At 53.3% G+C, this 21,879-nt stretch carries 22 protein-coding genes and 1 tRNA gene; 12 read left to right on the top strand and 11 right to left on the bottom strand.

Annotated elements, in window-relative coordinates:
- Positions 1-32 precede the first annotated feature (32 nt).
- A complete protein-coding gene (selB, locus tag CCE92_RS07510) occupies positions 33-1,940 on the bottom strand; it encodes a selenocysteine-specific translation elongation factor (RefSeq protein ID WP_088006904.1) in 1,908 nt (635 codons plus the stop codon).
- 149 nt (positions 1,941-2,089) lie between these two features.
- Between selB and CCE92_RS15830 the strand changes: the two genes are divergently transcribed.
- The 7 genes from CCE92_RS15830 (at position 2,090) to CCE92_RS07480 (ending at position 7,677) form a co-directional block, all read left to right on the top strand.
- Positions 2,090-2,186, top strand: a tRNA-Sec gene (locus CCE92_RS15830).
- 138 nt (positions 2,187-2,324) lie between these two features.
- Complete coding sequence (locus tag CCE92_RS07505) at positions 2,325-3,326, top strand: glycosyltransferase (RefSeq protein ID WP_175578079.1); 1,002 nt, start codon at positions 2,325-2,327, stop codon at positions 3,324-3,326.
- A gap of 31 nt (positions 3,327-3,357) precedes the next feature.
- Positions 3,358-4,407 (top strand): selenide, water dikinase SelD, encoded by a 1,050-nt coding sequence (selD, locus tag CCE92_RS07500; protein ID WP_175578078.1) that lies wholly within the window; start codon positions 3,358-3,360, stop codon positions 4,405-4,407.
- Between the two features lie 94 nt (positions 4,408-4,501).
- Entirely contained in the window at positions 4,502-5,455 is a 954-nt protein-coding gene (gene phnD, locus CCE92_RS07495) for a phosphate/phosphite/phosphonate ABC transporter substrate-binding protein (RefSeq protein ID WP_088006902.1), read from the top strand.
- Positions 5,456-5,483: 28 nt separating this feature from the next.
- Positions 5,484-6,239, top strand: coding sequence for a phosphonate ABC transporter, permease protein PhnE (phnE, locus tag CCE92_RS07490; protein WP_088007011.1), 756 nt, complete (start codon positions 5,484-5,486; stop codon positions 6,237-6,239).
- Between the two features lie 13 nt (positions 6,240-6,252).
- On the top strand, positions 6,253-7,017 hold the full coding sequence (phnC, locus tag CCE92_RS07485; protein WP_088006901.1) for a phosphonate ABC transporter ATP-binding protein: 765 nt from the start codon (positions 6,253-6,255) through the stop codon (positions 7,015-7,017).
- Positions 7,018-7,053: 36 nt separating this feature from the next.
- The gene (locus CCE92_RS07480) at positions 7,054-7,677 is read left to right on the top strand and encodes a polysaccharide deacetylase family protein (RefSeq protein WP_241535916.1); all 624 of its coding nucleotides are present in this window, start codon (positions 7,054-7,056) and stop codon (positions 7,675-7,677) included.
- A 95-nt stretch (positions 7,678-7,772) separates the two neighbouring features.
- Here the strand turns inward: CCE92_RS07480 and CCE92_RS07475 are convergent, their stop codons facing one another.
- From CCE92_RS07475 to CCE92_RS07450, 6 genes are all read right to left on the bottom strand, one after another.
- On the bottom strand, positions 7,773-8,234 hold the full coding sequence (locus CCE92_RS07475) for a chemotaxis protein CheW (RefSeq protein ID WP_088006900.1): 462 nt from the start codon (positions 8,232-8,234) through the stop codon (positions 7,773-7,775).
- 79 nt (positions 8,235-8,313) lie between these two features.
- Complete coding sequence (locus tag CCE92_RS07470; RefSeq protein ID WP_162287832.1) at positions 8,314-8,991, bottom strand: VanZ family protein; 678 nt, start codon at positions 8,989-8,991, stop codon at positions 8,314-8,316.
- Positions 8,992-9,107: 116 nt separating this feature from the next.
- A complete protein-coding gene (locus CCE92_RS07465) occupies positions 9,108-9,371 on the bottom strand; it encodes an OsmC family protein (protein WP_162287831.1) in 264 nt (87 codons plus the stop codon).
- A gap of 12 nt (positions 9,372-9,383) precedes the next feature.
- Positions 9,384-9,584, bottom strand: a complete 201-nt coding sequence (locus CCE92_RS07460; protein ID WP_088006897.1) for a hypothetical protein — start codon at positions 9,582-9,584, stop codon at positions 9,384-9,386.
- A gap of 98 nt (positions 9,585-9,682) precedes the next feature.
- Entirely contained in the window at positions 9,683-11,011 is a 1,329-nt protein-coding gene (locus CCE92_RS07455) for a Glu/Leu/Phe/Val family dehydrogenase (protein ID WP_338152466.1), read from the bottom strand.
- 116 nt (positions 11,012-11,127) lie between these two features.
- A complete protein-coding gene (locus tag CCE92_RS07450; protein WP_088006896.1) occupies positions 11,128-11,895 on the bottom strand; it encodes a sporulation protein in 768 nt (255 codons plus the stop codon).
- A 233-nt stretch (positions 11,896-12,128) separates the two neighbouring features.
- On the opposite strand from CCE92_RS07450, the gene CCE92_RS07445 reads away from it, so the two are divergent.
- Both CCE92_RS07445 and CCE92_RS07440 read left to right on the top strand, forming a co-directional pair.
- Positions 12,129-12,449 carry a DUF5658 family protein gene (locus CCE92_RS07445; RefSeq protein WP_088006895.1) on the top strand — a complete coding sequence of 107 codons (321 nt, stop codon included), beginning with the start codon at positions 12,129-12,131 and terminating at the stop codon, positions 12,447-12,449.
- 117 nt (positions 12,450-12,566) lie between these two features.
- Positions 12,567-13,160, top strand: coding sequence for a hypothetical protein (locus CCE92_RS07440; protein ID WP_088006894.1), 594 nt, complete (start codon positions 12,567-12,569; stop codon positions 13,158-13,160).
- A 36-nt stretch (positions 13,161-13,196) separates the two neighbouring features.
- Here the strand turns inward: CCE92_RS07440 and CCE92_RS07435 are convergent, their stop codons facing one another.
- The 4 genes from CCE92_RS07435 to CCE92_RS07420 form a co-directional block, all read right to left on the bottom strand.
- Entirely contained in the window at positions 13,197-14,834 is a 1,638-nt protein-coding gene (locus tag CCE92_RS07435) for a thiamine pyrophosphate-binding protein (protein WP_088006893.1), read from the bottom strand.
- Positions 14,835-14,870: 36 nt separating this feature from the next.
- The gene (locus CCE92_RS07430; protein WP_088006892.1) at positions 14,871-17,639 is read right to left on the bottom strand and encodes a sensor domain-containing phosphodiesterase; all 2,769 of its coding nucleotides are present in this window, start codon (positions 17,637-17,639) and stop codon (positions 14,871-14,873) included.
- Between the two features lie 367 nt (positions 17,640-18,006).
- Positions 18,007-18,594 carry a GtrA family protein gene (locus CCE92_RS07425; protein ID WP_241535914.1) on the bottom strand — a complete coding sequence of 196 codons (588 nt, stop codon included), beginning with the start codon at positions 18,592-18,594 and terminating at the stop codon, positions 18,007-18,009.
- A 203-nt stretch (positions 18,595-18,797) separates the two neighbouring features.
- On the bottom strand, positions 18,798-19,181 hold the full coding sequence (locus tag CCE92_RS07420) for a hypothetical protein (RefSeq protein WP_088006891.1): 384 nt from the start codon (positions 19,179-19,181) through the stop codon (positions 18,798-18,800).
- 462 nt (positions 19,182-19,643) lie between these two features.
- On the opposite strand from CCE92_RS07420, the gene CCE92_RS07415 reads away from it, so the two are divergent.
- From CCE92_RS07415 to CCE92_RS07405, 3 genes are all read left to right on the top strand, one after another.
- Positions 19,644-20,465, top strand: coding sequence for a LysM peptidoglycan-binding domain-containing protein (locus CCE92_RS07415; RefSeq protein ID WP_162287830.1), 822 nt, complete (start codon positions 19,644-19,646; stop codon positions 20,463-20,465).
- A 177-nt stretch (positions 20,466-20,642) separates the two neighbouring features.
- Positions 20,643-21,041, top strand: coding sequence for a DUF1259 domain-containing protein (locus CCE92_RS07410; RefSeq protein WP_088006889.1), 399 nt, complete (start codon positions 20,643-20,645; stop codon positions 21,039-21,041).
- Between the two features lie 84 nt (positions 21,042-21,125).
- The gene (locus CCE92_RS07405; RefSeq protein ID WP_088006888.1) at positions 21,126-21,875 is read left to right on the top strand and encodes a hypothetical protein; all 750 of its coding nucleotides are present in this window, start codon (positions 21,126-21,128) and stop codon (positions 21,873-21,875) included.
- The last annotated feature ends 4 nt before the right edge of the window (positions 21,876-21,879 follow it).

Raw genomic sequence — 21,879 nt, 5'->3', positions numbered from 1 at the left:
AAACTTGATCTGTATCCGGTACCCCATCCTCGTCATCCTTTCCGGCCGCTTGCCCATTTTCGCTCTTCGCCTTGGCGGATCGTCACTTTCTGCTGGTCCAGAAGCTCAAGGAACGGGATCAAGTATTTTCTCGACAGGCCGAGCGCATCCTTCGCTTCCTTCAGTGCAAATGTCTCTTCCGTTCCGGCCTGCAAGTCGGACAGCGCCTGTTCGTAGGCTGAACGGTGAACGATGAGTTCCGGCGTCAGCCGGAACGCCTGGCCGGTTTCTGTCAGGAAACCGGCGAACTCCGCGGCCAGCTGTTCCGGCAGCCCTTCTTCGTCCGCATAATCGGACCACTTCCCGACTTCGATTCCGTCCCGCTCCAGCCGGGAGAGGACATGCCCCATCCGGGTTTTCCATTTCTCGGGCATATGCGGCTCGAAATCGGCAAGTGCCACGTACTGCCCGTTCTGCCGGACCTTCCCCTGTCCCATCAGTTCATTCAGCGCAGCTTCTGTCACCGGCTTCGGAAAGCGTGATGATACGGTCTGGAGAAGTTCCGCTTTCGGAACACCCGGACGCATCGGCGATCGGGTGTGGGTTTCTGCCGCCATTTCCTCGATGGCTCCGGCTGCTTCTTTCAATGTGCGGGTGAGCACGAACTTCCCCGAAGATGGCGCGGTCAGCCAGCCGGCGCCAAGTCCTTCTTCTGCGGCTTTTGCAGCTGCCGGTTCGGAAAGTGACGTCTGCTGGATCAGTTCTTTCAGCGACAGGACCGGCTGTTTATCAAGGGCTGCGCGGATGAGATCTTCCGGTGTCCCTTCCCGTTTCCCGGCGAGCAGCCGGATGGTTTCTTCACCGAACCGGTATTTCCCACCGTTCGGTTCGATCACCCAGCCGCCGGCCAGCGTCTCGACAGGAGTCGGCCGCCTGAGGACGAACCGGTCGCCCCGCCTCACGACGACCGGTTCATCGAGCCGGATCTGACAGAGCACTTCCTCCTCGCCCTGCTCCAGCTCATTGCGGTCGAACAGCACGATTTTACCCATCACTTCAGAAGTGCCGACATGGACCTTCACCGGCGCCCGCTGCTTCAGGGGCGTAAACGGTTCACGGATCGTCTTGAGGGAAACATCGATGGTGTCGGTCACGAGGAAATGATCCGAAGCCACGAGGACATCGCCGCGGCGGACCGTTTCTCTGTCCGCCCCCCCCAAGTTGATCGCGGCGCGCTGGCCTGCCCGTGCATCCGGCTGTTCCTGGTGGTGAACTTGGATCTGCCGCGCCTTGACAGGCACGCCCGACGGCAGGACTGTCAGCTGGCTGCCTTTTGCGACCGCTCCTTCATACACCGTCCCCCTCACGACGGTCCCCTGGCCCTGCACAGAAAAGACTTGATCGATCGGCAGCCGGAACGATCCGAAACTGTCCCGGAACTTCACATCTTTCAGCTGGCGGAAAATCTCTTGCCGGAGATCTTCCACTCCTTCGCCGGAAATGCTATCGGTGAAGACGTACGGAGCTCCGTCGAAAATCGTCCCTGCCAGCCGGTCCTGTATATCTTCCGTGACCAATTCGAGCATTTCATCATCGACCCGATCGATTTTTGTGACCGCCATAATGCACCGGCTCACGCCGAGGAACTGCAGAATGTCCAAATGTTCTTCCGTCTGGGGCATGACACCCTCGTCAGCCGCCACGACGAGGACGACGAGATCGATCCCCGCCACCCCTGCAATCATCTGACGGATGAAGCGTTCATGACCCGGGACGTCGATGATCGATACATGGGTCCCGTCCGCTGTCTCAAGAGGCGCGTATCCCGCTTCGATGGAGATGCCCCGCTCCCTTTCTTCTTTCAGCCGGTCCGTATCCACTTGCGTCAGCGCTTTTGTCAGTGCCGTCTTGCCGTGATCGATGTGACCGGCCATGCCGATCGTATAATAAGTGTCCGCCATTTTCCCCACACGCTTTCATTAGATTAAGATATATTTACTTTAGCCCTCCGTCACAGCCGATTCAAGCGCGGCGTCCTGTCCCGAAACTCGTGCCTTGCAGTTCCGGTTATTTCAGGATAGAATGAAACAGGTTTAATTGATAAGTGCATGGGGTTGGATGGGTGACTGGTGTCCCCCTGGGTCTTCAAAACCCTGAGGGAGGCGCGTGCCGTCTCCGGTGGGTTCGATTCCCACACAGTCCCGCCAATACATAAATTTCCGAGCGACTGGCCGCTTCACTGGCCGGTCGTTTTTCGTCAGCCGGATGGTGTGACAAATTCTCTTGAATTACGGATAATAAAATCAGGAAGCAGCTGATGCTTCATACTGCAAGGAGGTGCCTAATTGAAAGTCGTTCTTGCCTCTCCCAACGCAGACCAGATGCGGGGCAATACAGTGACCGTCCGGCGGATTGCGGCGGGCATCCGAGAGCTCGGCGCGGAGACGGCGATCATCTCATCGACAGAAGAAGCGGCCCTGCCGCCCGGCGCGGACATCGTGCATGGCTTCCACGCCTTCAAGTTCGCACAGTTTCTAAAGCGCCAGGCAGACCGGCCGGATCCTTTCGTGGTGACAATGACCGGAACGGACCTGAACCACGATCTGTTTGACCCGGCGAAACGCGACACAGTCATCGGCTGCCTGGAAGAAGCGGCAGGCGTGCACGTCTTCAATGAAGAGGCGCGCGACATCCTTTTAGGTGAATTGCCTGCTCTTGAGCCCAAAGTGACGGTGATCGGCCAGGGAGCAACAGCGTTTCCGGAAACCGGCGCTGATCAGCCGGAAAAAGAAACCGGCACATTTCTTTTCTTCCTCCCCGCCGGCATCCGGAAAGTGAAAAATGTGCCCACCGCCATCCGCATGCTGCGTGAACTCCACGACCGGCACCCGGAAGTCCGCCTGTGGCTTGCCGGGCCGGTGCTGGAAGCGGACGAAGGGGAAGCCGTCCGGCAGCTGATCGCCGACAACGAAAGCTGGATCCGGTATTTCGGCCAGCTGCCCCATGAGGAAATGGGTTCTCTTTACCGGGAAGCGGATGTCCTGCTGAACACATCGATTTCTGAAGGGCAGCCGGCGGCCATCCTGGAGGCGATGGCGCTCGGTGTTCCGGTCATCGTGTCGGATAATCAGGGCAACCGAAGTATCGTCGGACATGGGAAAACCGGGTTCATTTATAAAAACCCGAGTCAATTCCTTGATTATGCCGGACGGTTGCTGAATAATTACAAATTGAGACAGCAATTGGGCGGTGCTGCCAAGTCCTTTATTGCCCGACACCACGATCCCCGCGATGAAGCGGAAGCGATCATGTCGATGTATCGCCGCGCACTGGGACCGGGCCGCTGAGCCACTATTCAAACAAGCAAGGGGGATCATCATGACGAATGCACAGAACATCAGGCTTACTTCCCTGTCGTCAAAAGGCGGCTGAGGATGCAAAATCGGTCCTGAGGACCTGGCGCAGGTTCTGCGTCATTTACCTAAAAACACTGAAGACCCGAATTTGTTGGTCGGGCTGGAAACAGCGGATGATGCCGGCGTTTACCGGATCAGTGACGATACCGCCCTCGTCCAGACGCTCGATTTTTTCACACCGATCGTCGACGACCCGTATATGTTCGGCCAGATCGGTGCAGCGAATGCGCTGAGCGACGTGTATGCCATGGGCGGAAAACCGGTCACGGTCATGAATATCGTCGCATTCCCGATCAACACACTCGATTCCAGCATCCTCGCGGAAATTCTCGCAGGCGCTTCGGATAAAGTGAAGGAGTCCGGCGCAACACTCGTCGGCGGCCATTCCATCGATGATCAGGAACCGAAGTTCGGCCTGTCCGTCACCGGCACGATCCACCCCGACCGGATCCGCTCGAATGCAGCGGCCAAACCGGGCGATAAGCTGATCCTCACCAAACCGATCGGCGTCGGGATCCTGACGACGGCCATCAAAAACGGCAAGCTGGACGAGGACAGCACAAAAGAAGTCATGGAAGTGATGGCGCAACTGAACAAATACGCCGCAGAAGCGATGGAATCGTTCAATGTCAATGCCTGCACGGACGTGACCGGTTTCGGACTTCTCGGCCACGCACTGGAGATCGCGAAAGGCAGCGGCACCGGCATCACTATCCGCCAGTCGGATGTGCCGGTGATCGAAAAAGCGAAAGAACTCGCTGCACAGGGCGTCTTCCCCGGTGGCACAAAAAAGAATCGGAAATGGCTCGCGGACGACGTCGAATTCGATGCCGCAATCAGCGAGACGGAACAGCTCATCCTGTGTGATGCCGTTACGTCCGGCGGACTGCTCATCACCATTCCGGCGGAAGAAGCGGATAAGCTGCAGGACCGGCTCAAGGAGAAAGGCGTCACTTCATCAGTCATCGGCGAAGTGACAGACGGCCCTGCCGGAAAAATACAGGTTGTGTAATTGAACGGCATGGCGGGACAAGGGCTCTTCTAGCGGGTCCTTGTTCCGTTTCAGGACTTTTTAAGACTACATCAAAGGAAGAGGCTGATCAGAAATGAAAAAATGGATGATTTTCCTTCTTCTGCTCCTCGCAGCAATGGTCCTCGCGGCATGCGGGAGCGCGGAAGAAGAACCGGCGGAAGAAGTCGCAGAACCGGCCGGTGAAGAAGCAGCGGAAGAACCGGCAGACGAAGCGGCGGCAGAAGTCTCGGATGAACCGTTCACAATCGGTGTCATCCCAGCCCAAACCGTCGGTGAACTGGAAGGGGCAATGACCGAATTGCAGGCCACTTTGGACGAAGCCCTTGCGCGGGAAGTTGAAATCGAAGTATATCCTGACTACAACGGTGTAGTGGAAGCAATGAATTTCGATCAGATCGACATGGCGTATCTCGGACCGCTCACGTACGTCATCGCCCAGGAACAGAGCAATGCCAAGGCGATCGTCACCCAGCTGGTGGGCGGTGAACCGTTCTACCACTCGTACATCATCACGCAGGCGGATAACGAAGCGGAAACGCTGGAAGACCTCCTTGCCGATCCGTCTGAAGTCGATTTCGCGTTCGGCGATCCGAACTCGACATCCGGCTCGCTCATCCCGTCGATCGAGCTGCAGGAGCGCGGCGTCTACACGGACGAGGATGAACACGAATTCAATTCTGTCCGGTTCACCGGTTCCCACGATGCCACAGCACAAGCGGTAGCGAATGACCAAGTGACAGCGGGCGCCATCGACTCCGCCATCTATAACCAGCTGGTCGAAGAAGGTGCCATCAGCGAAGAAGAAGTGAAAGTGATTTGGGAATCCGAGGAACTGTTCCAGTATCCTTGGGCCGTAACAGAAGAGACCGATGATGAGACGATCGAGAAGATCCAGGAAGCCTTCCTGGCGATTGAAAACGAGGAGATCCTCAATGCCTTCGGTGCCGACGGCTTCACGAAAGCTTCTCCGGAAGATTATGAAAGCATCCGACAGGCAGCGATCCAGCAGGGCATCATCGAAGAATAGAGTCAGCGAAGAATAGAGTTGATGTTTGGTGTGGTTTAAGAAAAGCAATTTCATCACGTTGGCGGTCCTGGCCGTCCTCGTCTACTTCAGCATGCGGCTGACCGAGTTCGACCTTTCCAAATTCCGGGATTTCCGGAATATGATCGAATTCCTGTCCCAGTGGTTCCCGATGAATTTCTCTGAACTGCCGGACATGGTCGAGGATATGCTCGAAACGCTGGCGATGGCCTTTCTCGGCAGCGTGTTCGGGCTTCTGATCGCCCTGCCGCTGAGCTTTGCGGCCGCCAGGAACACGGCTCCATCAAAAACACTTTATAATCTGATGCGGATCGGCCTCAGTTTTGTCCGGTCCGTGCCGGAAATCGTGTTCGGCCTGATTTTGCTGACGACGCTCGGCCTCGGCCCTTTCCCGGCAGTCATTGCCATCATGCTGCACAATATCGGCGTCATGGGGAAACTGATTTCCGAGCTGATTGAAGCGGCGGATCCCGGGCCGCAGGAAGCGATGAAGGCGGTCGGCGCAAAAAACTGGCTGGCTTCCCTGTTCAGCATTTTGCCGCAGATTTGGCCGAATGTACTTTCCAATTTCTTCTACCGTTTTGAAGTGGCGATCCGGACATCCCTGATCCTCGGCTTCATCGGCGGCGGCGGAATCGGCCAGCGGCTGTTCAACGACTTTAAAACGTTCCAGTACGCATCTGTTTCACTCGATGTCCTGATCATCATGGTGATGGTCATCGCGGTCGATTTCATCGGCAGCTTCGTGCGGAACCGGGTCATTTAAGGAGGCGGACCACATGCTGAAAATGAATAATGTGACAGTCCGCTATCCGGGGACGGAACAAGCGGCACTGTCGGACTTGACCGTGACACTGAACACCGGTGAATTCGTCTGTGTGCTCGGCAAAAGCGGGGCCGGCAAATCCACCTTCATCCGCTGCATCAATGGTCTTCAGCGCCCTGAATCAGGGGAAGTGATCCTCGGCGAGCGGCAGGTGACCGGCGCCGGCGATGAAGAACTGCGGAAAATCCGCCGGGAAGTGGGGATGATTTTCCAGCATTTCAATCTCATTCCCCGTCTGAGTGTCCGGCAGAACGTGCTGACCGGCATGTTCGGTTACCGCCCTTCCGTCAAAAACCTTCTCGGCCTTTTCAGCGACGAGGAAAAAGAACGGGCGGATCGTGTTCTCCGGAATGTCGGATTGGAGGAAATGGCTTCAAGGCGGGTCGAAAATTTAAGCGGCGGTCAAAAGCAGCGGGTCGGCATCGCTCGGGCACTCGTCCAGAACCCTTCCGTACTCCTCGGAGATGAGCCGGTCGCGAGCCTCGATCCCGGAACTGCGGATTACGTTTTCCGGCTTTTGCAGGAAATGCATGAACGGATGGATCTGCTGACGATCATTAATGTCCATGACGTGGACTTGGCTAAGCGGTATGCCACCCGCATTCTTGCATTAAAAGAAGGAAAATTGATCTTTGACGGGAACCCGCTGGATTTCGATGGAGGCATGTTCGAAGAAACGTATGGCTCCCGGCAAGTGAGCGCACCCGGAATGGAATGATTGAAAGGAGTGGCGGATATGCTGAAAAGCCCTTGAGTGGCCGGCTGTGACGGGATCGTGTACGATTCCCATAACCCGGCCGTTGTGACCGCCGCCCCTGACAGCGGCAAGGCGGTCGTACTGACATTCGACGACGGTCCAGGCAAGTACTTGACTGAAATTCTCGATATCCTGAAACAGGAAGACGTGCCCGCGATGTTCTTTTGGCAAAGCCGCCTCCTCTATCCTGACCGGCCGTGGAAAAGGGTTCTGGAAGAAGGGCATCTGATCGGCTCACACTCTGTCAGACACCCCGATATGACCCGCCTATCCTACTCAGAGCAGCTGGCTGAACTGCAGAGGAGCAGCGACCGCCTGACGGAAGTGACCGGCATACGGCCTGTCTATTTCCGGCCGCCGTTCGGCCAGTTCAATGATTCCACGCTGCACGCTGCCGCTTCCCTTGAACTCCGGACGGTGATGTGGCGGATCGCTTCCCTCGATTGGGAATTAAAAAACCGGCCGGATGACATCATCAAGAATGTCACAGAAAACCTGGAAGATGGCGCGATCATCCTGCTCCATGAACTGGCGCAGACCGTTCAGGCGCTTCCCGGGTTGATACGCGAAATAAAGCGGAAAGGGTACAGGTTTGTCCTGCTTCCCTCTCCGCCCTCCTGATGAGTTCTATGACCGTCCTTTTGGGGCGGTTTTTTTGTTATGTATTTTCCTTCTGTAATTCATTACTTTTGAAAGCTATCCGGCCAATCGGCCGTTCATCCCACGATGACTTCCTGCGCCTGATTCACTTCTTCTTTGTTCAGCAATTTCTTCAAATCAAGCAGAATCAGGAGCCGGTCCTCCAGCTTGGCGATCCCTTCCAAATATTCAGCTGAAACGCCGCCGATCATCGCCGGTGCCGGATCGATCACCGATTCATCCATGTCCTGGACGCCAAGCACTTCATCCACAATCAGTCCAACCTGCGTCTCATCAATCGTAATGATCAGCACATGACAAGAAGGAGCTGCCTCTCCGTGATGCAAAGCCAGCCGTTCTTTCAAGTCGATGACCGGTGTAATGACCCCTCTCAAGTTGATGACCCCTTTAATGAACTCCGGAGTCCTGGGCACTTCTGTCACGTTTTCCAGACGTTCGATCGACCGCACTTGGCTGATGCCTGCCCCATATTGCTCCGAATTCAGCCGGAATACGATCATTTTTGCTGTCTCTGCCATTCCTTCCGCTCCTTTTCTGTTTCAGCGATTATCCTTTCTTTTATATCGGCCTGGAAGGCGGCACGTGAAGCCCGAAGCTTCAGTTTTTATTCACGCCGGCAGCTATCCGGCTGATCTTTTCACACAGCCAGGCTCCCAAATAACCGCCGAGCGTATTCAAGATGACGTCATCGATGTCGACTGCACGGCTTTTTCCTGACGCTTTGATGTCTGTATGGCCCGAAGCCAGCAGGTTCAGGACAAACTGGAACCCTTCGATACTGCATGAAATCAGGAAGCAGGCGACGGCCGTCCGTCCGATTGTTGATGTGAGGCCGAACTTCAGAAGGACGAATCCGAATGGCAGCAGCAGTACGAGATTTCCGCCGCTCTGTATGACATAATCGACATTCAGCGGGTTCAGTACAGCATTTTTGATGGTGCCGAACGGGATTAAGTTGAACCGCTCCCACATGATGTACCAGTCTCCGACATACCCATCGCTCAAATAAAAACTGAGGGGGATGTAACTGACCAGCTGGTACAGAATGAACAAATAAAGGACAAACATGCCGATGACCGTCAAGTCCCACATGTTCCGGACGGTAAGTTTCCGGATGAGGAGCGCGACGGCCGATGCCGCAATGAGCCAATTGAACAGGAATGTCATTGCATCCCGGATTTCCACATCGCTTTGCACGCCGAGTGTAAAGGGGATGAGCAAATACAGGACAGAGACGAGTCCGGTTAGCCGCCACTTCGATTTTGACCAGTCCATTCCCCCTCCTCCTTTCCCCATCACGTATTCCTTGTTCCCTTCTCTGTTCCGTGAAAACTTCCGGAAAGAGATTTTCAAAAAAACACCCGCCGGCTCCGGGCGGGTGTTCCTGCTTCCTATGCTTTATACGTTTCGATTTCCCAGCTGTGTTCGATGTCAACTGCGCCTTCCAGTGTCTGGGCCACAGGGCAGCCCCGGTCGAAAACTTTCAGGACCCTTTCGGTCGTCTCCTCTTTTCCTTCCGGCACTTTCACATGGTAGCGGCAGCTGATTTTGGTGATCTTCAGCACTCCTTCAGGCGCTTCGATCGTCCCTTGGACATCCGCGCTCACTTTGTCTGGAGAAGATGGAATTTGACGCGCTTCCAGCGCGCCGGACAATGTCCCGACCAGTCAGCCGCCTGCAGCCGCTACAATATGGTCGAGCGTGGAAGGATATTCGATTTCCGTATCCACGCCATAAAACGCCCGGACGCCGCCGTGGACACCGAAAAACAGCGATTCGTCGAAACCGGCTATTTTCGCTTCACGGATTTTATTGGGCGTATCCCGCTGGAAAACTTTAATTTTCGTCAATTCGATCGGTTCAGCCATTACATCGTCCTCCTTTTTCAACAGGTTATCAAATATGCAGAGAATTCCGCAAACATAGGGGCTGCAAACTCTCGGAAAACTGTATCAGTGCTCCCGCTTCACTTGATCCAGCCCCTTGCCTTCATCGCATCAGCAATGCGTTCGACACCGACCAGGTAAGCGGCTTCCCGCATGCTGACATTTTTCTGTTCCTTCATGCGGAAGACATCTTCGAAAGCCTGTGTCATTTCAGTATGGAGCCGTTCATTCACTTCCTGTTCGGTCCATGCCAGGTGAGTGGTGTTCTGGACCCATTCGAAGTACGAGACCGTCACGCCGCCGGCATTGCAGAGAATGTCCGGAATGACGAACACTCCGTTCTGCTCCATGGCCGCATTTCCGTCAGGTGTCGTCGGGCCGTTCGCAGCTTCCGCTACGATTTTCGCTTTGATCTTCGGTCCGGTTTCTGCGGTGATCTGATTTTCCAACGCTGCAGGAACGAGGATATCGCAATCTGCACTGAACAATTCGTCATTCGAAAATCCGTCGAAATCACGGTAACCGCTGACAGTCCCTTTCTCTTTTACGTAGCGGAGGAGATCTTCCACATCCAATCCATCTCCGTGGTAAACACCGCCGCCGGCGTCAGTGATTCCGACCACTTTAACACCGCGTTCGGCGAGCAGCTGGGCAGTGACCGAACCGACATTGCCGAACCCCTGGACAACCGCAGTCATCCCTTCAAGCTGGAGTCCGAGGCGTTCAGCCGCTTCGGCAATCGTGAATACTACACCCCGGCCGGTCGCTTCCACCCGGCCTTCCGAACCGCCGAGGATGATCGGTTTTCCTGTGACGGTTCCGGGTACGTTCTTGCCTTTCAGCCGTGAGAATTCATCGATCATCCAGCCCATGATCTCCGGTGTCGTGTTTACATCCGGAGCGGGGATATCTTTTTCCGGTCCCATGATCGGCTCCAGTTCGCGGATGAATCCGCGGCTCAGTTCTTCCAATTCGCGTTCGGAAAGTTCTTTCGGGTTCACCACGATCCCGCCTTTCCCGCCGCCATACGGAATTCCGAGGATGGCTGATTTAAGCGACATCCACATGGAAAGGGCTGCCACTTCATCTTCCGTCACCTTCGGATGGAAGCGCACTCCGCCTTTTGTCGGTCCGAGCACGTCAATGTGCTGTGAACGGAATCCTTCAAATTCCCGGTATGTACCATCATCCATCCGGACCGGAATCGAAACTTTCATAATCCGCTTCGGCTTTTTCAGGATTTCAAAAGTCCCCTCCGGGAGATCCAAATCATTTACCGCAACTTCGATGAGCCGCTGGACGATTTCCAGGGGATTCGAAATTTCCACCCCGTCCTTTACTTCTTTTGCGGGCATTTCGGATTTCAACGAATGCGCCACTTCTTTTTTCCGGTTCGATTCTTCTGCCATGCAGTTATTCCTCCTGTTCGCTAAAAAGTCACCTACTCCCTATGTTCCTAAACAGCCGCCGGATTAAACGTATTTCGCGGCAAGAAAAAAATCCGGGGAAATTCCCCGGATTCCAGTCACCTTTTCATATTTTCGATCGTGCGGCGAAGCCCCTCGGCGACTTCCCGGACGCTTCCGATGCTCCCGTTCGTAAAACGGACCGATGTGCGGGATTCATCCATATCCATCGCCGCGGCAAGGAGCCCGCCCAGTCCTTTGGCTTTATGGTCCAGCTCGAGAAAGACCGTCGTGCCGGATTTATCTGGAATGAAGACCAGTTCCAATTCGCTGAAGTCCCCTCTGAATTCGGATCCTGGGTAAAACTCGAATTCCTGGACCACTCCGGTCCTGGTCCGGCGGCTTTTCAAGTTCGTCACTTTCTTCATCGAGAATCCAAGCTGTTCCACTGCAGCCAGGACCGTCTTGGCCGCTTCATTGCCCGAAACCTCCAAGTGGTCTTTGTCTTTCGGGTCGACCGCGAACGGGACATCAAGTGCTGTTTTGAGCCAGACATCCGACTGGCCCACCGTCATTGGTGTTTCGGGCGACAAATCGAATGCAAACGGAAGCGTTTTTTCTTCCTTCGCCCCGATTACGAGGCTGTCGCTCACCTTCTGCCGCTGGATCTCCAGATCCTGCATGAACTTCCGGTCATCGTGTTCGACGAGCACTTGCGTCATCACTGAAATATAAACGCCGTTAATGGTCTGTTCGACGGCTCCGCCGGCGATGAATACTTCCCCTGACACACTTCCGCCCTGCCTGACCCGCGTTTCCTTCACACGTGCATCCACTTTTGCATTCCCCATGCCCGCGCTGGCACGGACTTTGTCGAAAAACGTCATCTTCTTCACTCCCGCTAATAAATTTAGTTCCACTTTAATAATTACGTTCTGAAAAACATGAAGTTTCAGTCTTGCTAAAATTATTCCGGCTGAGCTCCCGCTTTGTCGATCCGCATGCAGGTCTTTCGATGTGAAAGATGCGGGCGATGTATATTTTTCAGAATTCAGGGGAAAAGGGGAGAAAACACTGACCGTCCTAAAAAACAATAATGGAATGAAATGAGGTGTCGACCATGCTGGCGGCTGACCGCCTTCTGCAAATGAAAAATCTCTTGTGGCTGCTGATTCTTTTCAATGCATTGGATGGGATACTAACATACGCGGGTATTACATCCGGTTTTATTACAGAAGGGAATCCGCTGCTGGACTCCTTTTCCCCGCTGACCATCTTAGCCATTAAGCTATTGCTGTCACTCTGCCTGTTCGGATTGCTCCATACCTCTTTTGCCGCTATCCAAAAACGTGTTTGGCGCTATTTTCTCATTGCTGCTAATTCTCTTTACTCCATGATCCTGCTCATGCATCTGTTGTGGATTTCCTATGTGTTCGTCTGAAGTCAGCCGCTGAAAATTACCGGCTCCGCGGACAGATTTTTCTGGCATCCGCCTGAACGCCTGCAGTATAATGCGTATAACAGAGTCTTTTTAACTATACGCAAGGAGCATCGGCCTATGAGGAAAATCGGTGAGATGGACGCTTTTTTGGATTCGTTCCCGCATCCTGCCGGCGGGGACAGAATCTGCAGGTTAATCCGGCAAGTTTTCGGGATCGATTTAGAACAAGTGCAGCTATTGGACAGAAGCATGGCTGAATTGCTGGACGAACCTACCGCCGGTAAAGCCATCAATCTCTATATGGGGATGTATGATCCGCCGTTCAGCGGACGGGAGATCCGGCTCATGCTGAACCGGCTTTTCGGAATCAACCTCGAAGGGATTGCGGCCCTGGAAGGGGAACGGATTTCGCTTTACTCTAAAGGCCAGTGGATGACGCGGTCGGAAACGGATCTTTTCATCATCCGGAGCGGCTATCTCGATGCGGATGTGTCGGTGACACCTAGCGCTTACTACCTTGAACGTTCGAACGCAGCCGGTCTTCCTCCTGCGCTCACCGAAGCTCTGTGTTCAATGGGCTACACGGAGGATCAGACGATTCAAGGCTGTTACTTTCTCAGCTCTGATGGGTCGCCGGTACAAGACGTTTTCAAAGGGAAAACAATCGGGACAGTCATCCAATTCATCCGGACTGCGTGCACCGATATGTAAACTCCCCATCCCGTCATTGGCGGAATGGGGAGTGTTTTATTTTCCGAAGGAGGACAGGAATTTTACCCGGTCGCCCATCGGCGGGATGTTATTGTCAGTCAGGGCGATTTCCAGAATGGCCGGTCCGCTGGAGGCCATCAGATTCTCCACGGCACCGCGTTCCAAGTCTTCCATGCTTTCGACCCGCACACTTGTTATGCCGAGCGCTGCCGCCATAGCCGCGATATCGGCCGGCTGCTGCTCGAATGTCGGATGGGACCGCTTGTATTGGAGCGTATGACCGTGATAGACCATACCGAGCCGCGCATTGTTCATGACGACGAACAAAATCGGCAAATTGTATTCTTTTGCAGTCAGCAATTCCATGCCATGCATGAAAAAGCAGCCGTCGCCTGTGATTGCGACCGTCGGACGGTCTGGTTCTGCGAATTTCGAGCCGATGGCTGCGCTCAGTCCGCTGCCCATCGCGCCAAAATGGACATTGATGTCATATGTATCTTCTTCCAGGACAGGAAGATGGTGAATGACATACGACATGAATTCCCCGATATCGATCGTGTAGCGGGTCGAAGGCGGCAGGAATTGCTGCAGCTTCAACAGGACATTCTTCGTATTGTAGTCTTCCCCGGATTCCTCCGCCGGCCTCCTGTAGTCGAGAGGATTTCCGGGTTTTTCCAAGCCGCGCCATTCCAGTTCCCGGATCAGCTCCGAAAGGATCAAATCCATATCGCCGAGCAGTTCGATATCCGGGTTGTATTTTCGCCCGAATACGGTCGGATCATGATCCGCCTGGATGAAGAACCGGCCATCCGTCAGTCCCGGATTATAGTTATTGGTGGCAGTTTCGCCCAAATTTGAGCCGAGGACGAAAATCGTTTCCGCAGTTCCGCCGCTGATCAATTCTGAAGCACTCTCATCCCCGGCAAAGCCGAAAATACCCGCGAACAGCGGATGATCATTCCTGAACAGCCCTTTTGCTACTGGAGTCGCAACGACCGGCCAGCCCAGCAGTCCGGCAAGTTCCATCACTTTGCTGACGCTTCCCCGAACCCCCTGTCCTGCGAATAAAATCCCGGGTTTCCCGGCCGCCAGCCGATCTGCCACAGCTGAAACCGCTTGTGAGTCCGGAACCAGACCGGCCCGTTTCTTGAGTTCCGGCATTTCGGTCCGTCCTGCGTCCCCCATCTGCACGTCGATCGGCATTGCCACATGGACCGGTCCCGGCACGCCGGAATGAGCGATTTCCACCGCTTTTGCGACTTCGTGCAGCAGTTCACCGGAATCCGTCACGGTGACGCTGTATTTGGTGACAGGAGCGAAAACCGGTGCCGCATCCAGCTCCTGTGAAGCATTCAACCCCATGGTGCTGACAGGGACGGCGCCTGTCAGGAACAGGACAGGCAGCTGTTCCCGCATCGCATTCGCAGCTCCCGATACGAGGTTGGTTCCGCCCGGTCCGCTGCTGCCGATGCAGACACCCATTTTACCGGCATATTTCGCATATGACGCAGCCATATAAGCGGCCGCGCCTTCATGCTTCGCAATGACCGGTGTAATTTCCGGCACACCGTACAGCTCATCGAAAAAAGCATTTACGGAGCCTGCGGGTATCCCGAAAATCACCTCCACACCGGTCTGTTTCAAATACGCCACCACATCATTTACCGCTCTCATTTAACCCCCTGCTTTCCTGTAATTTCGTGTCAGTCGTCAGCTTTCCAAGTATTTCGCGGACAGTTCCTCCGGTCGTACAGGCCGGCTGAAATAATATCCCTGCATGTACCAGCAGTTGCGTCCGTTCAGGAACTCCAGCTGACCGGGTGTCTCCACGCCTTCTGCTATCACATCCAAGCCGAGGTTATGGGCGAGCGAAATGATTGTATTGGTGATCGCTGTATTATCTCCATTGCACTCAATGTCCTGGACGAACGATTTGTCGATTTTAAGGGCATCGATCGGGAAGTTTTTCAGGTAGCCCAGCGAGGAATACCCGGTCCCGAAATCATCAATCGCGATTTTGACGCCCAATTTTTTCAGCTGTTTCATTTTCCAGACTGTCACAGCCGAGTTCCGGATGATCTGATTTTCCGTCAGCTCGATATGGAGGAACTGCGGTTCGAGGCCGTGCCCGTCCAGCATGCCTTTTACCATGTCGACCAAGTCGTCTTCTTCGAACTGGCGGCCGGACAGGTTGACCGAGACACTCATGTCATGAAGCCCTTTTTCCTGCCATTCCTTCAGCTGCCTGCAGGCATTTTCCAGCACCCATCGCCCGATCGGCACAATCAGGCCCGTCTCTTCTGCGATGGGGATGAAATCGGCGGGCGATATCAGTCCCCGCTCAGGGTGGATCCAGCGGATCAGCGCTTCCGCGCCGATGAGGCGACCGCACCGGCTGTCGATCTGGGGCTGATAGTCGATCCGGAGCTCCTGCTGGCCCAGTGCCTTGTAGAGTGCATTTTCCAGCCGGATGCTCTCCAAGTTCCTGTCGTTCATTTCGCTTTTGAAAAAGTGGAAGTACGTGCCGGACTTTTCCTTCGACTTGTACATGGCGGCGTCGGCATTCTTGATAAGTGTTTCTGCATCCCCGCCATCATCCGGGAACAAGCTCACACCGATGCTTGTCTTAATGTAGATCTCATTCCCTTTCAAATAAAACGGGTCCCCGAACATATCCGTAATCTTTTCAAGCACGCTTAGAACCTGACTTCTCCTGCGGATGCCAGGGAGCACGATCGTGAATTCATCTCCGCCCTGCCTGGAGAGCACCGCTCCTTCCGGCAGGCTTTTGTGCAGCCGGACAGCCGTTTCCTTCAGCAGGATATCCCCGAAACTATGGCCGAAACTGTCGTTGACAAGCTTGAACCGGTCGAGGTCCAGATACAATACCGCCACGCTCCGCTCCGTCTTGGCTGCCTCAGCCAATTTCTGCTCGAGCCGGTCACGGAGAAGAATACGGTTGGGCAGTTCGGTCAGGCTGTCATAATAAGCGAGGTACCTTACTTCTTCTTCCAGTTTCATCCGTTCGGTCACATCTTTGAACGTCACCACTTCCCCGAGCACTTCCCCATCTTCTTCAATGAGTGAAATAACGTACTCCGCGGCAAAAGCGGACCCATCTTTGCGGAAAAACTGGCGGCTGTCCGTCGCATATTTCCCGGCTTTATTACGGTCCGGTACAAGGTGGTACCCGAAAACCAGGCTGGACGGCAGGCCGTTCATTTCCCCTTCCCCATATCCCAGCATCGCATTGCAGGCCGGGTTGCTGAAGGTGATCCGTCCATCCAGGTCCAGACCGAAAATGCCTTCACCGGCTGAATTCAGGATTAATTCCCTTTCCCGGCTCAAATTGGCCAGATCCGCGATTGCCCGCTCCAGCTCATCATTTTTGATCCGGATCTCCGACGTCCGTTCAGCAATGATCATTTCCTGCTTTTCCATATAGAGAAAGTTGGACAGTGAAGCGGCCGCCGCATCGGCGATCGACTGCGCTAGCTGGACAGTCGAAGCGGATAAATTCATCTTCCCGCCATTGAGCTGCACGACCGCGAAAGCACCAAGGACTTCTCCCGTCGCCACAAGCGGCAGCATGACGATTCCGGTGATACCGAACGACCGGCAGATTTCCTTATTCGGCCGGTCGTCCAGATCCACATCCGGAATCAGCAGCGGTTCTTTATTTTTCACCACTTCCAAAAAAAGCGGATCGTCGGTGAAATCCACCTGCAGCTCACTGTGGGTAGCCAGCCAGTCCTCTTCTTTCCAGGCGCTGTCCGTGCTAAGCCTGGAAGGCATGATCCTCCGTTCAGCAATCGGATCGAGCAAATGGATGCCGACGTTCGGATTCCCCAGCACTTCCGACACATATCGGAAACTTACATTAAGCACTTCCTGCAGGGAAGAACTCATCGTCAATTCCCGGGTCACATCGAGAAGCAGCTGTTTTTCTGCAATCACTTTTTCTTTCCGCGTCAGGATTTCGGCATTTCGGATCGCCACACCAGCCATATTGACATACGCTTCCACGGTCTGGATCTCTTCATCTGTCAAATTCATCGGAACGCCGTAATCAAATAAAAACACGAGGCCGTACAATTCCTGTTCATAGGAAATCGGAAGAACGAGCAGGGAGCGGATCCCGAATCCTTGGACTGCCCTTGGATCCGGTCGGCTGTCCAGCGAAGTATCGGGGATATAAATGGTCTTCTGTGTTTCGATCACCTCTTTGGCCAGCAGATCGTAATCGGTATCGATCACGTGACTGTCCAGGGTCATTCCATTGATCAGTTCCGGCTTTCCGACATAGCCTCGGAACGTTCCGTCATCCTGCGGAAGGTAGATCCCTACTGAATCACAGCTGACCACTTCTTCCGAAATGGCAACGGTCACTTGTTCCAGCACTTCCCGCAGATCCAGTTTCGTATTAATCATCTTGGTGATGTGTGCCAGTCTTGAATACCTTGTTTGTCCTCGCAGCATATAGAAGCTCTCCCGTACTGTTTTTATTTTTTTCACACAAGCTGAGCCGGGCAATCCACCTTGATCGAAAACTGGCGGCCGGTTCATCGACTGGCCAAGCCATTGCAGCAGGTGAATTCTTTAGTCCAGCTTCCACAATTCATCTATTTTCCAACTATATCGGCTTATTTCTTGATTTTAACACTTCCATACGAAAAATGGCTCTGTCCCTTTAAATTTTTTCACGGTTCTCCGCTGCTTGCGGACCATTTTGGATGAGGGATCCGTGACCTCCGCTTTATTTCAGTAATTCCCGTTGCTCCGGTGCCATCCAGTTTATAAGGGGGGTGAAAACAAAAAACAACCGGCGACTGTTCACCGGTTGATTTCATCTGCTGTTTTGGCTGTATTCGCTTTTTCTCCACGTGCCGGTCCGCCTGTCGTTTTCTTCATTCCAGCACTTTTCTTTTTCCTTGGCTTGGAGCGCAGGCCGGAAGACGAAGTATTTATTGAAGAAAAAACTGGACAGGAACGACAAGTACATCGACAGTCCCTTGGCGATGTTCGTGCTGATCCAGCGCGGAAACAGCGACAGCTGCTCGATCGCCCACAGCCCGCCGATAAAGACGGCATTGGCGATGGCGAGGCTCGCAGCCGCCTGAAGGATGAACGGGATCAGCTGCTTCCGGGTTTTCTTTACCTTGAACGTAAATTTCGAGTTCCAGTAGTAACTGTTCGTGACGGCCGCTGTGTAAGCGATCGTATTGAAAAGCGTCAGAACCGTTGTATCCGCTGAAGGAAACAGCACCAACAGAAGGTTCAGGACGAGCAGATCGATCGCCGCGCAGCAGATTCCGACTACTGTGTAATTCGCATATTGTGTAATTCCCTGCTTATTGCGTCTGAAAAATGACATGATTCCACCACTCATTACTGTGACGTAGTCCGCTTCCTGGCCAGCGCGTCTGTCCGTCACTCCTATTTACCCTGTCAGTATAACAAATTAACCCTTCCTGCGCTCTTCGGAGGCCACATTGCAAATTATGGGCCTTTCTGAATCCCCGCAATGCCATTGACAGCCCAAAAATGATCGCAGCAAAAAAAGGAATGAAGACCGGATGGCCGTCATTCCCTTTCTGTGACAGAACATTCATTAATCAGTCTTCCCACACCCACTTGTTATTCAAGTACTGCTTCGATATCCGCAGCAGGTCCGACTGTCCCTTCGAGTTCAGAGAAGTCTCCGAAATCGGCAAGTCCCATATCATATTCCTCATTTAGGAAGTCCTCGAATTCCTGAGCGTCCCATCCGAGCGGGTCCAAATATGTCGTCTGAAGCTCTTCTTCAGAGATGTTGCCGAAGTCCACCGCTTCAGCCACTTCGTCCGCTCCATCTTCTTCGATCGGTTCTTCCTCCACAACCTCTTCTTCAACGGCTTCCTCCTCGACCGGCTCTTCCTCCACAACTTCTTCTTCGACCGGTTCTTCTTCTGCACAAGCGGCAAGGACACTCATCGACAGAAGCCCCGTTGCGCCCGCTTTGATCCATTTATTTTTAATCATCCGAAACCACTCCTTCTGAAAAAAGTATCTGTTATAAAGTTTACCCGGCTGACTTTCAATCAAACATCCAAAAACAACGAGATGATATCAGTAAAATGATGTATTCAGAATTTACAGTAAAAACGCGCACAAAAAGGCGATTCTCATTGTCCGTTACATAAAAAAGGGAATAAATTACTTTATCCCCATAACAAATTTTTGTATTTTTTCTATATCAGAGTAAGTTTATGTTAAAGAAATAAGACAAGATGACAAAATGATATTAGCTTCTTAACAAAATCATGACATCGGTTTATTTGCCGGATTATCGTGCTACACTGGGCAAGGCTTCAAACAAGAAGCATTGAAATCCGCAGCTTGCCAATGTATACCATTTATACTTACGCGCCGGTTCCGGTCGCGGTAAATACGAGAATCTCTTCAAAACAGATAGATAGATTCCAGAATTTTAAGGAGCGGAAAATGAGAAAAGCGAAAAAAGCATTGATCACTGTTGCTGCCACTGTTGCCCTGTCATCTGCCATTGCTGCACCTGCGAGCGCTGCACAGCACGAAGTGCGCTCAGGGGATACTCTTTGGTCCATCTCGCAAGCTTACGGAACATCGGTTTCAAGCCTGCGCTCGATCAATGGCATTTCCGGCAGCCTGATTTATCCTGGACAAGTCATCGAAACAAGCACCAGCCGCGCTGCAGCGCCTGCTCCCGCCCAAGAGAGCACTTCAGCTGTCCATAAAGTGGTCTGGGGCGACACTCTTTATAAAATCGGCCGTTCGTACGGTGTCTCGGTTTCCGAACTGATGAGCCTGAACGGACTGAATTCCCATATGATTTATGCGGGCCAGACGCTCAAAGTCGGCGGTTCCGCTCCTGAAGCCCGGACTGCGGCCGCACCGGCTCCGGCAGTCAAATCAGTCTCTTCCAGCAGCGCTTATTCCGCTGTTGCAGATATCGCCAAACAGTACATCGGCGTTCCTTATGTTTGGGGAGGATCTACCCCGAGCGGTTTTGACTGCAGCGGTTTCATTTATTACTCCCTGAAAAAAGCCGGAGTGAATGTATCCCGCACGAACGCAGCAGGCTTCTACAATATGGCTGACAAAGTCAGCAGCCCGCAGCCGGGAGACCTCGTCTTCTTCTCGGGCACGTATAAAGCCGGGATTTCCCATGTCGGGATCTACATCGGCGGAGGCAAGATGGTTTCTGCAGCCGGAAGCAGCGTCCAGATCGACAGCGTCTACGGACCTTACTGGGGCGACCGCTTCACAGGCTTTGGCAGAATGTAAATCAGAAATACAGCGAGCAGACCGGAACACTTCGGTCTGCTTTTTGTTTTTGCCGGATCATGCCGGCACACTCCCTGGCTGTTCCTGTTTCCGCTTTTACTTGAAGCGGGTTTAGAAAATCTCCATGAGGCAATAAAATAAATAACGCCAATTTTACAGACAGGAGATGATCGGCTGATGAGCAAATTGGAAGAAACAGCGAAACGATTCGGGGATATTCTTGGAACAAAAGCGGAAGCACAAGCGGATAAAGGGGTTGTCGAAGCTCCGATATCCCGCGACCTGTCGGTGACGGTTCAAGGTCGGCCGTTTAAAAGTGAGCTGGATATGGAAATCCACTTTGAAGCGCTGGAGGACGATGGAACTGCGCTGAACCACGCGGAAATTGTCCTTTTGCCGGATGAAGTGCCAGGATTCACACGGGCACTCGGAGAAAACAGCCTGACGATCAGTGCACTCCATAATCACTGGCTGTACGCAGAACCTGCTATTATGTATCTGCACGTCCAATCGGTTGAAAAGCCGGAAGACTTTGCGGAAAAGCTGAAGAAATCGTTCAGTGCGCTGAATAAATGATGTTACAAGGGGCAGCCTGGCTGTCCTTTTTTGTTTGTTTCAAGCGGCCGTGGAAGGGAAAAGCTGTAGAAAAGGAGTGTCCGCATGACAACAAAACATTGGATCGGTCTTATATTCATCATTGGCTTTATCATTCTCCATTTCAGTTCCAAATACATGAAACTGTCCCCGTCCGGCCCGCGGAGCAATTGGCTGTCCCTTGCCGGCGGCGGAACCATCGCTTATACCTTCATTTATTTGATCCCGGAGCTTGCTCACTACCTGACTGTTTTGAAGGAGGCGATCAGTTCCGGCAGCTGGCTCACCTTTTTTGAAGATTATACCTACATCCTCGCGCTCTTGGGTCTGCTGATTTATTTCGGTTTGGATACCTTGACAAATAAACAGCAGAAAGGGAAAAGCGAAAGCGACGAGGAAGGGCGGTCTTCTTTCGGGTTCTTCATGGTCCACATTACAGCTTTTTTCTTCTATAACTTCGTCATCGGCTACATTTTTGTCGTGGAAGACTTTAAAAGTTATTGGGCCATGGGGGTTTATTTCCTGGCACTCGGGGCTCATTTCATCGGCACGGACCATAAGCTGGATGAACTGCACGAGGAAGACTACGATAAGTATGGCCGCTATTTCCTCATCGCCGCGATTTTTGCCGGCTGGCTGACGGGGGTGCTGTTCAACCTGCCTGAATCATTCGCAGCGATCGCGATTTCCATATTGGCTGGCGGTTTGATCCTCAATACGTTCAAAGAAGAAGTGAAAGCGACGAGGGCGTCGAACTACTGGTTCTTTGCAGCCGGAACCCTGATCGTAACATTCCTGCATGTCCTCATCCATTAAAAAA

The organism is Indiicoccus explosivorum (genome assembly GCF_002167005.1).
Taxonomy (GTDB): Bacteria; Bacillota; Bacilli; order Bacillales_A; family Planococcaceae; genus Indiicoccus; species Indiicoccus explosivorum.
The sequence above is the reverse complement of the archived record's forward strand: the minus strand, read 5'-3'. Positions and strand labels throughout refer to the sequence as shown.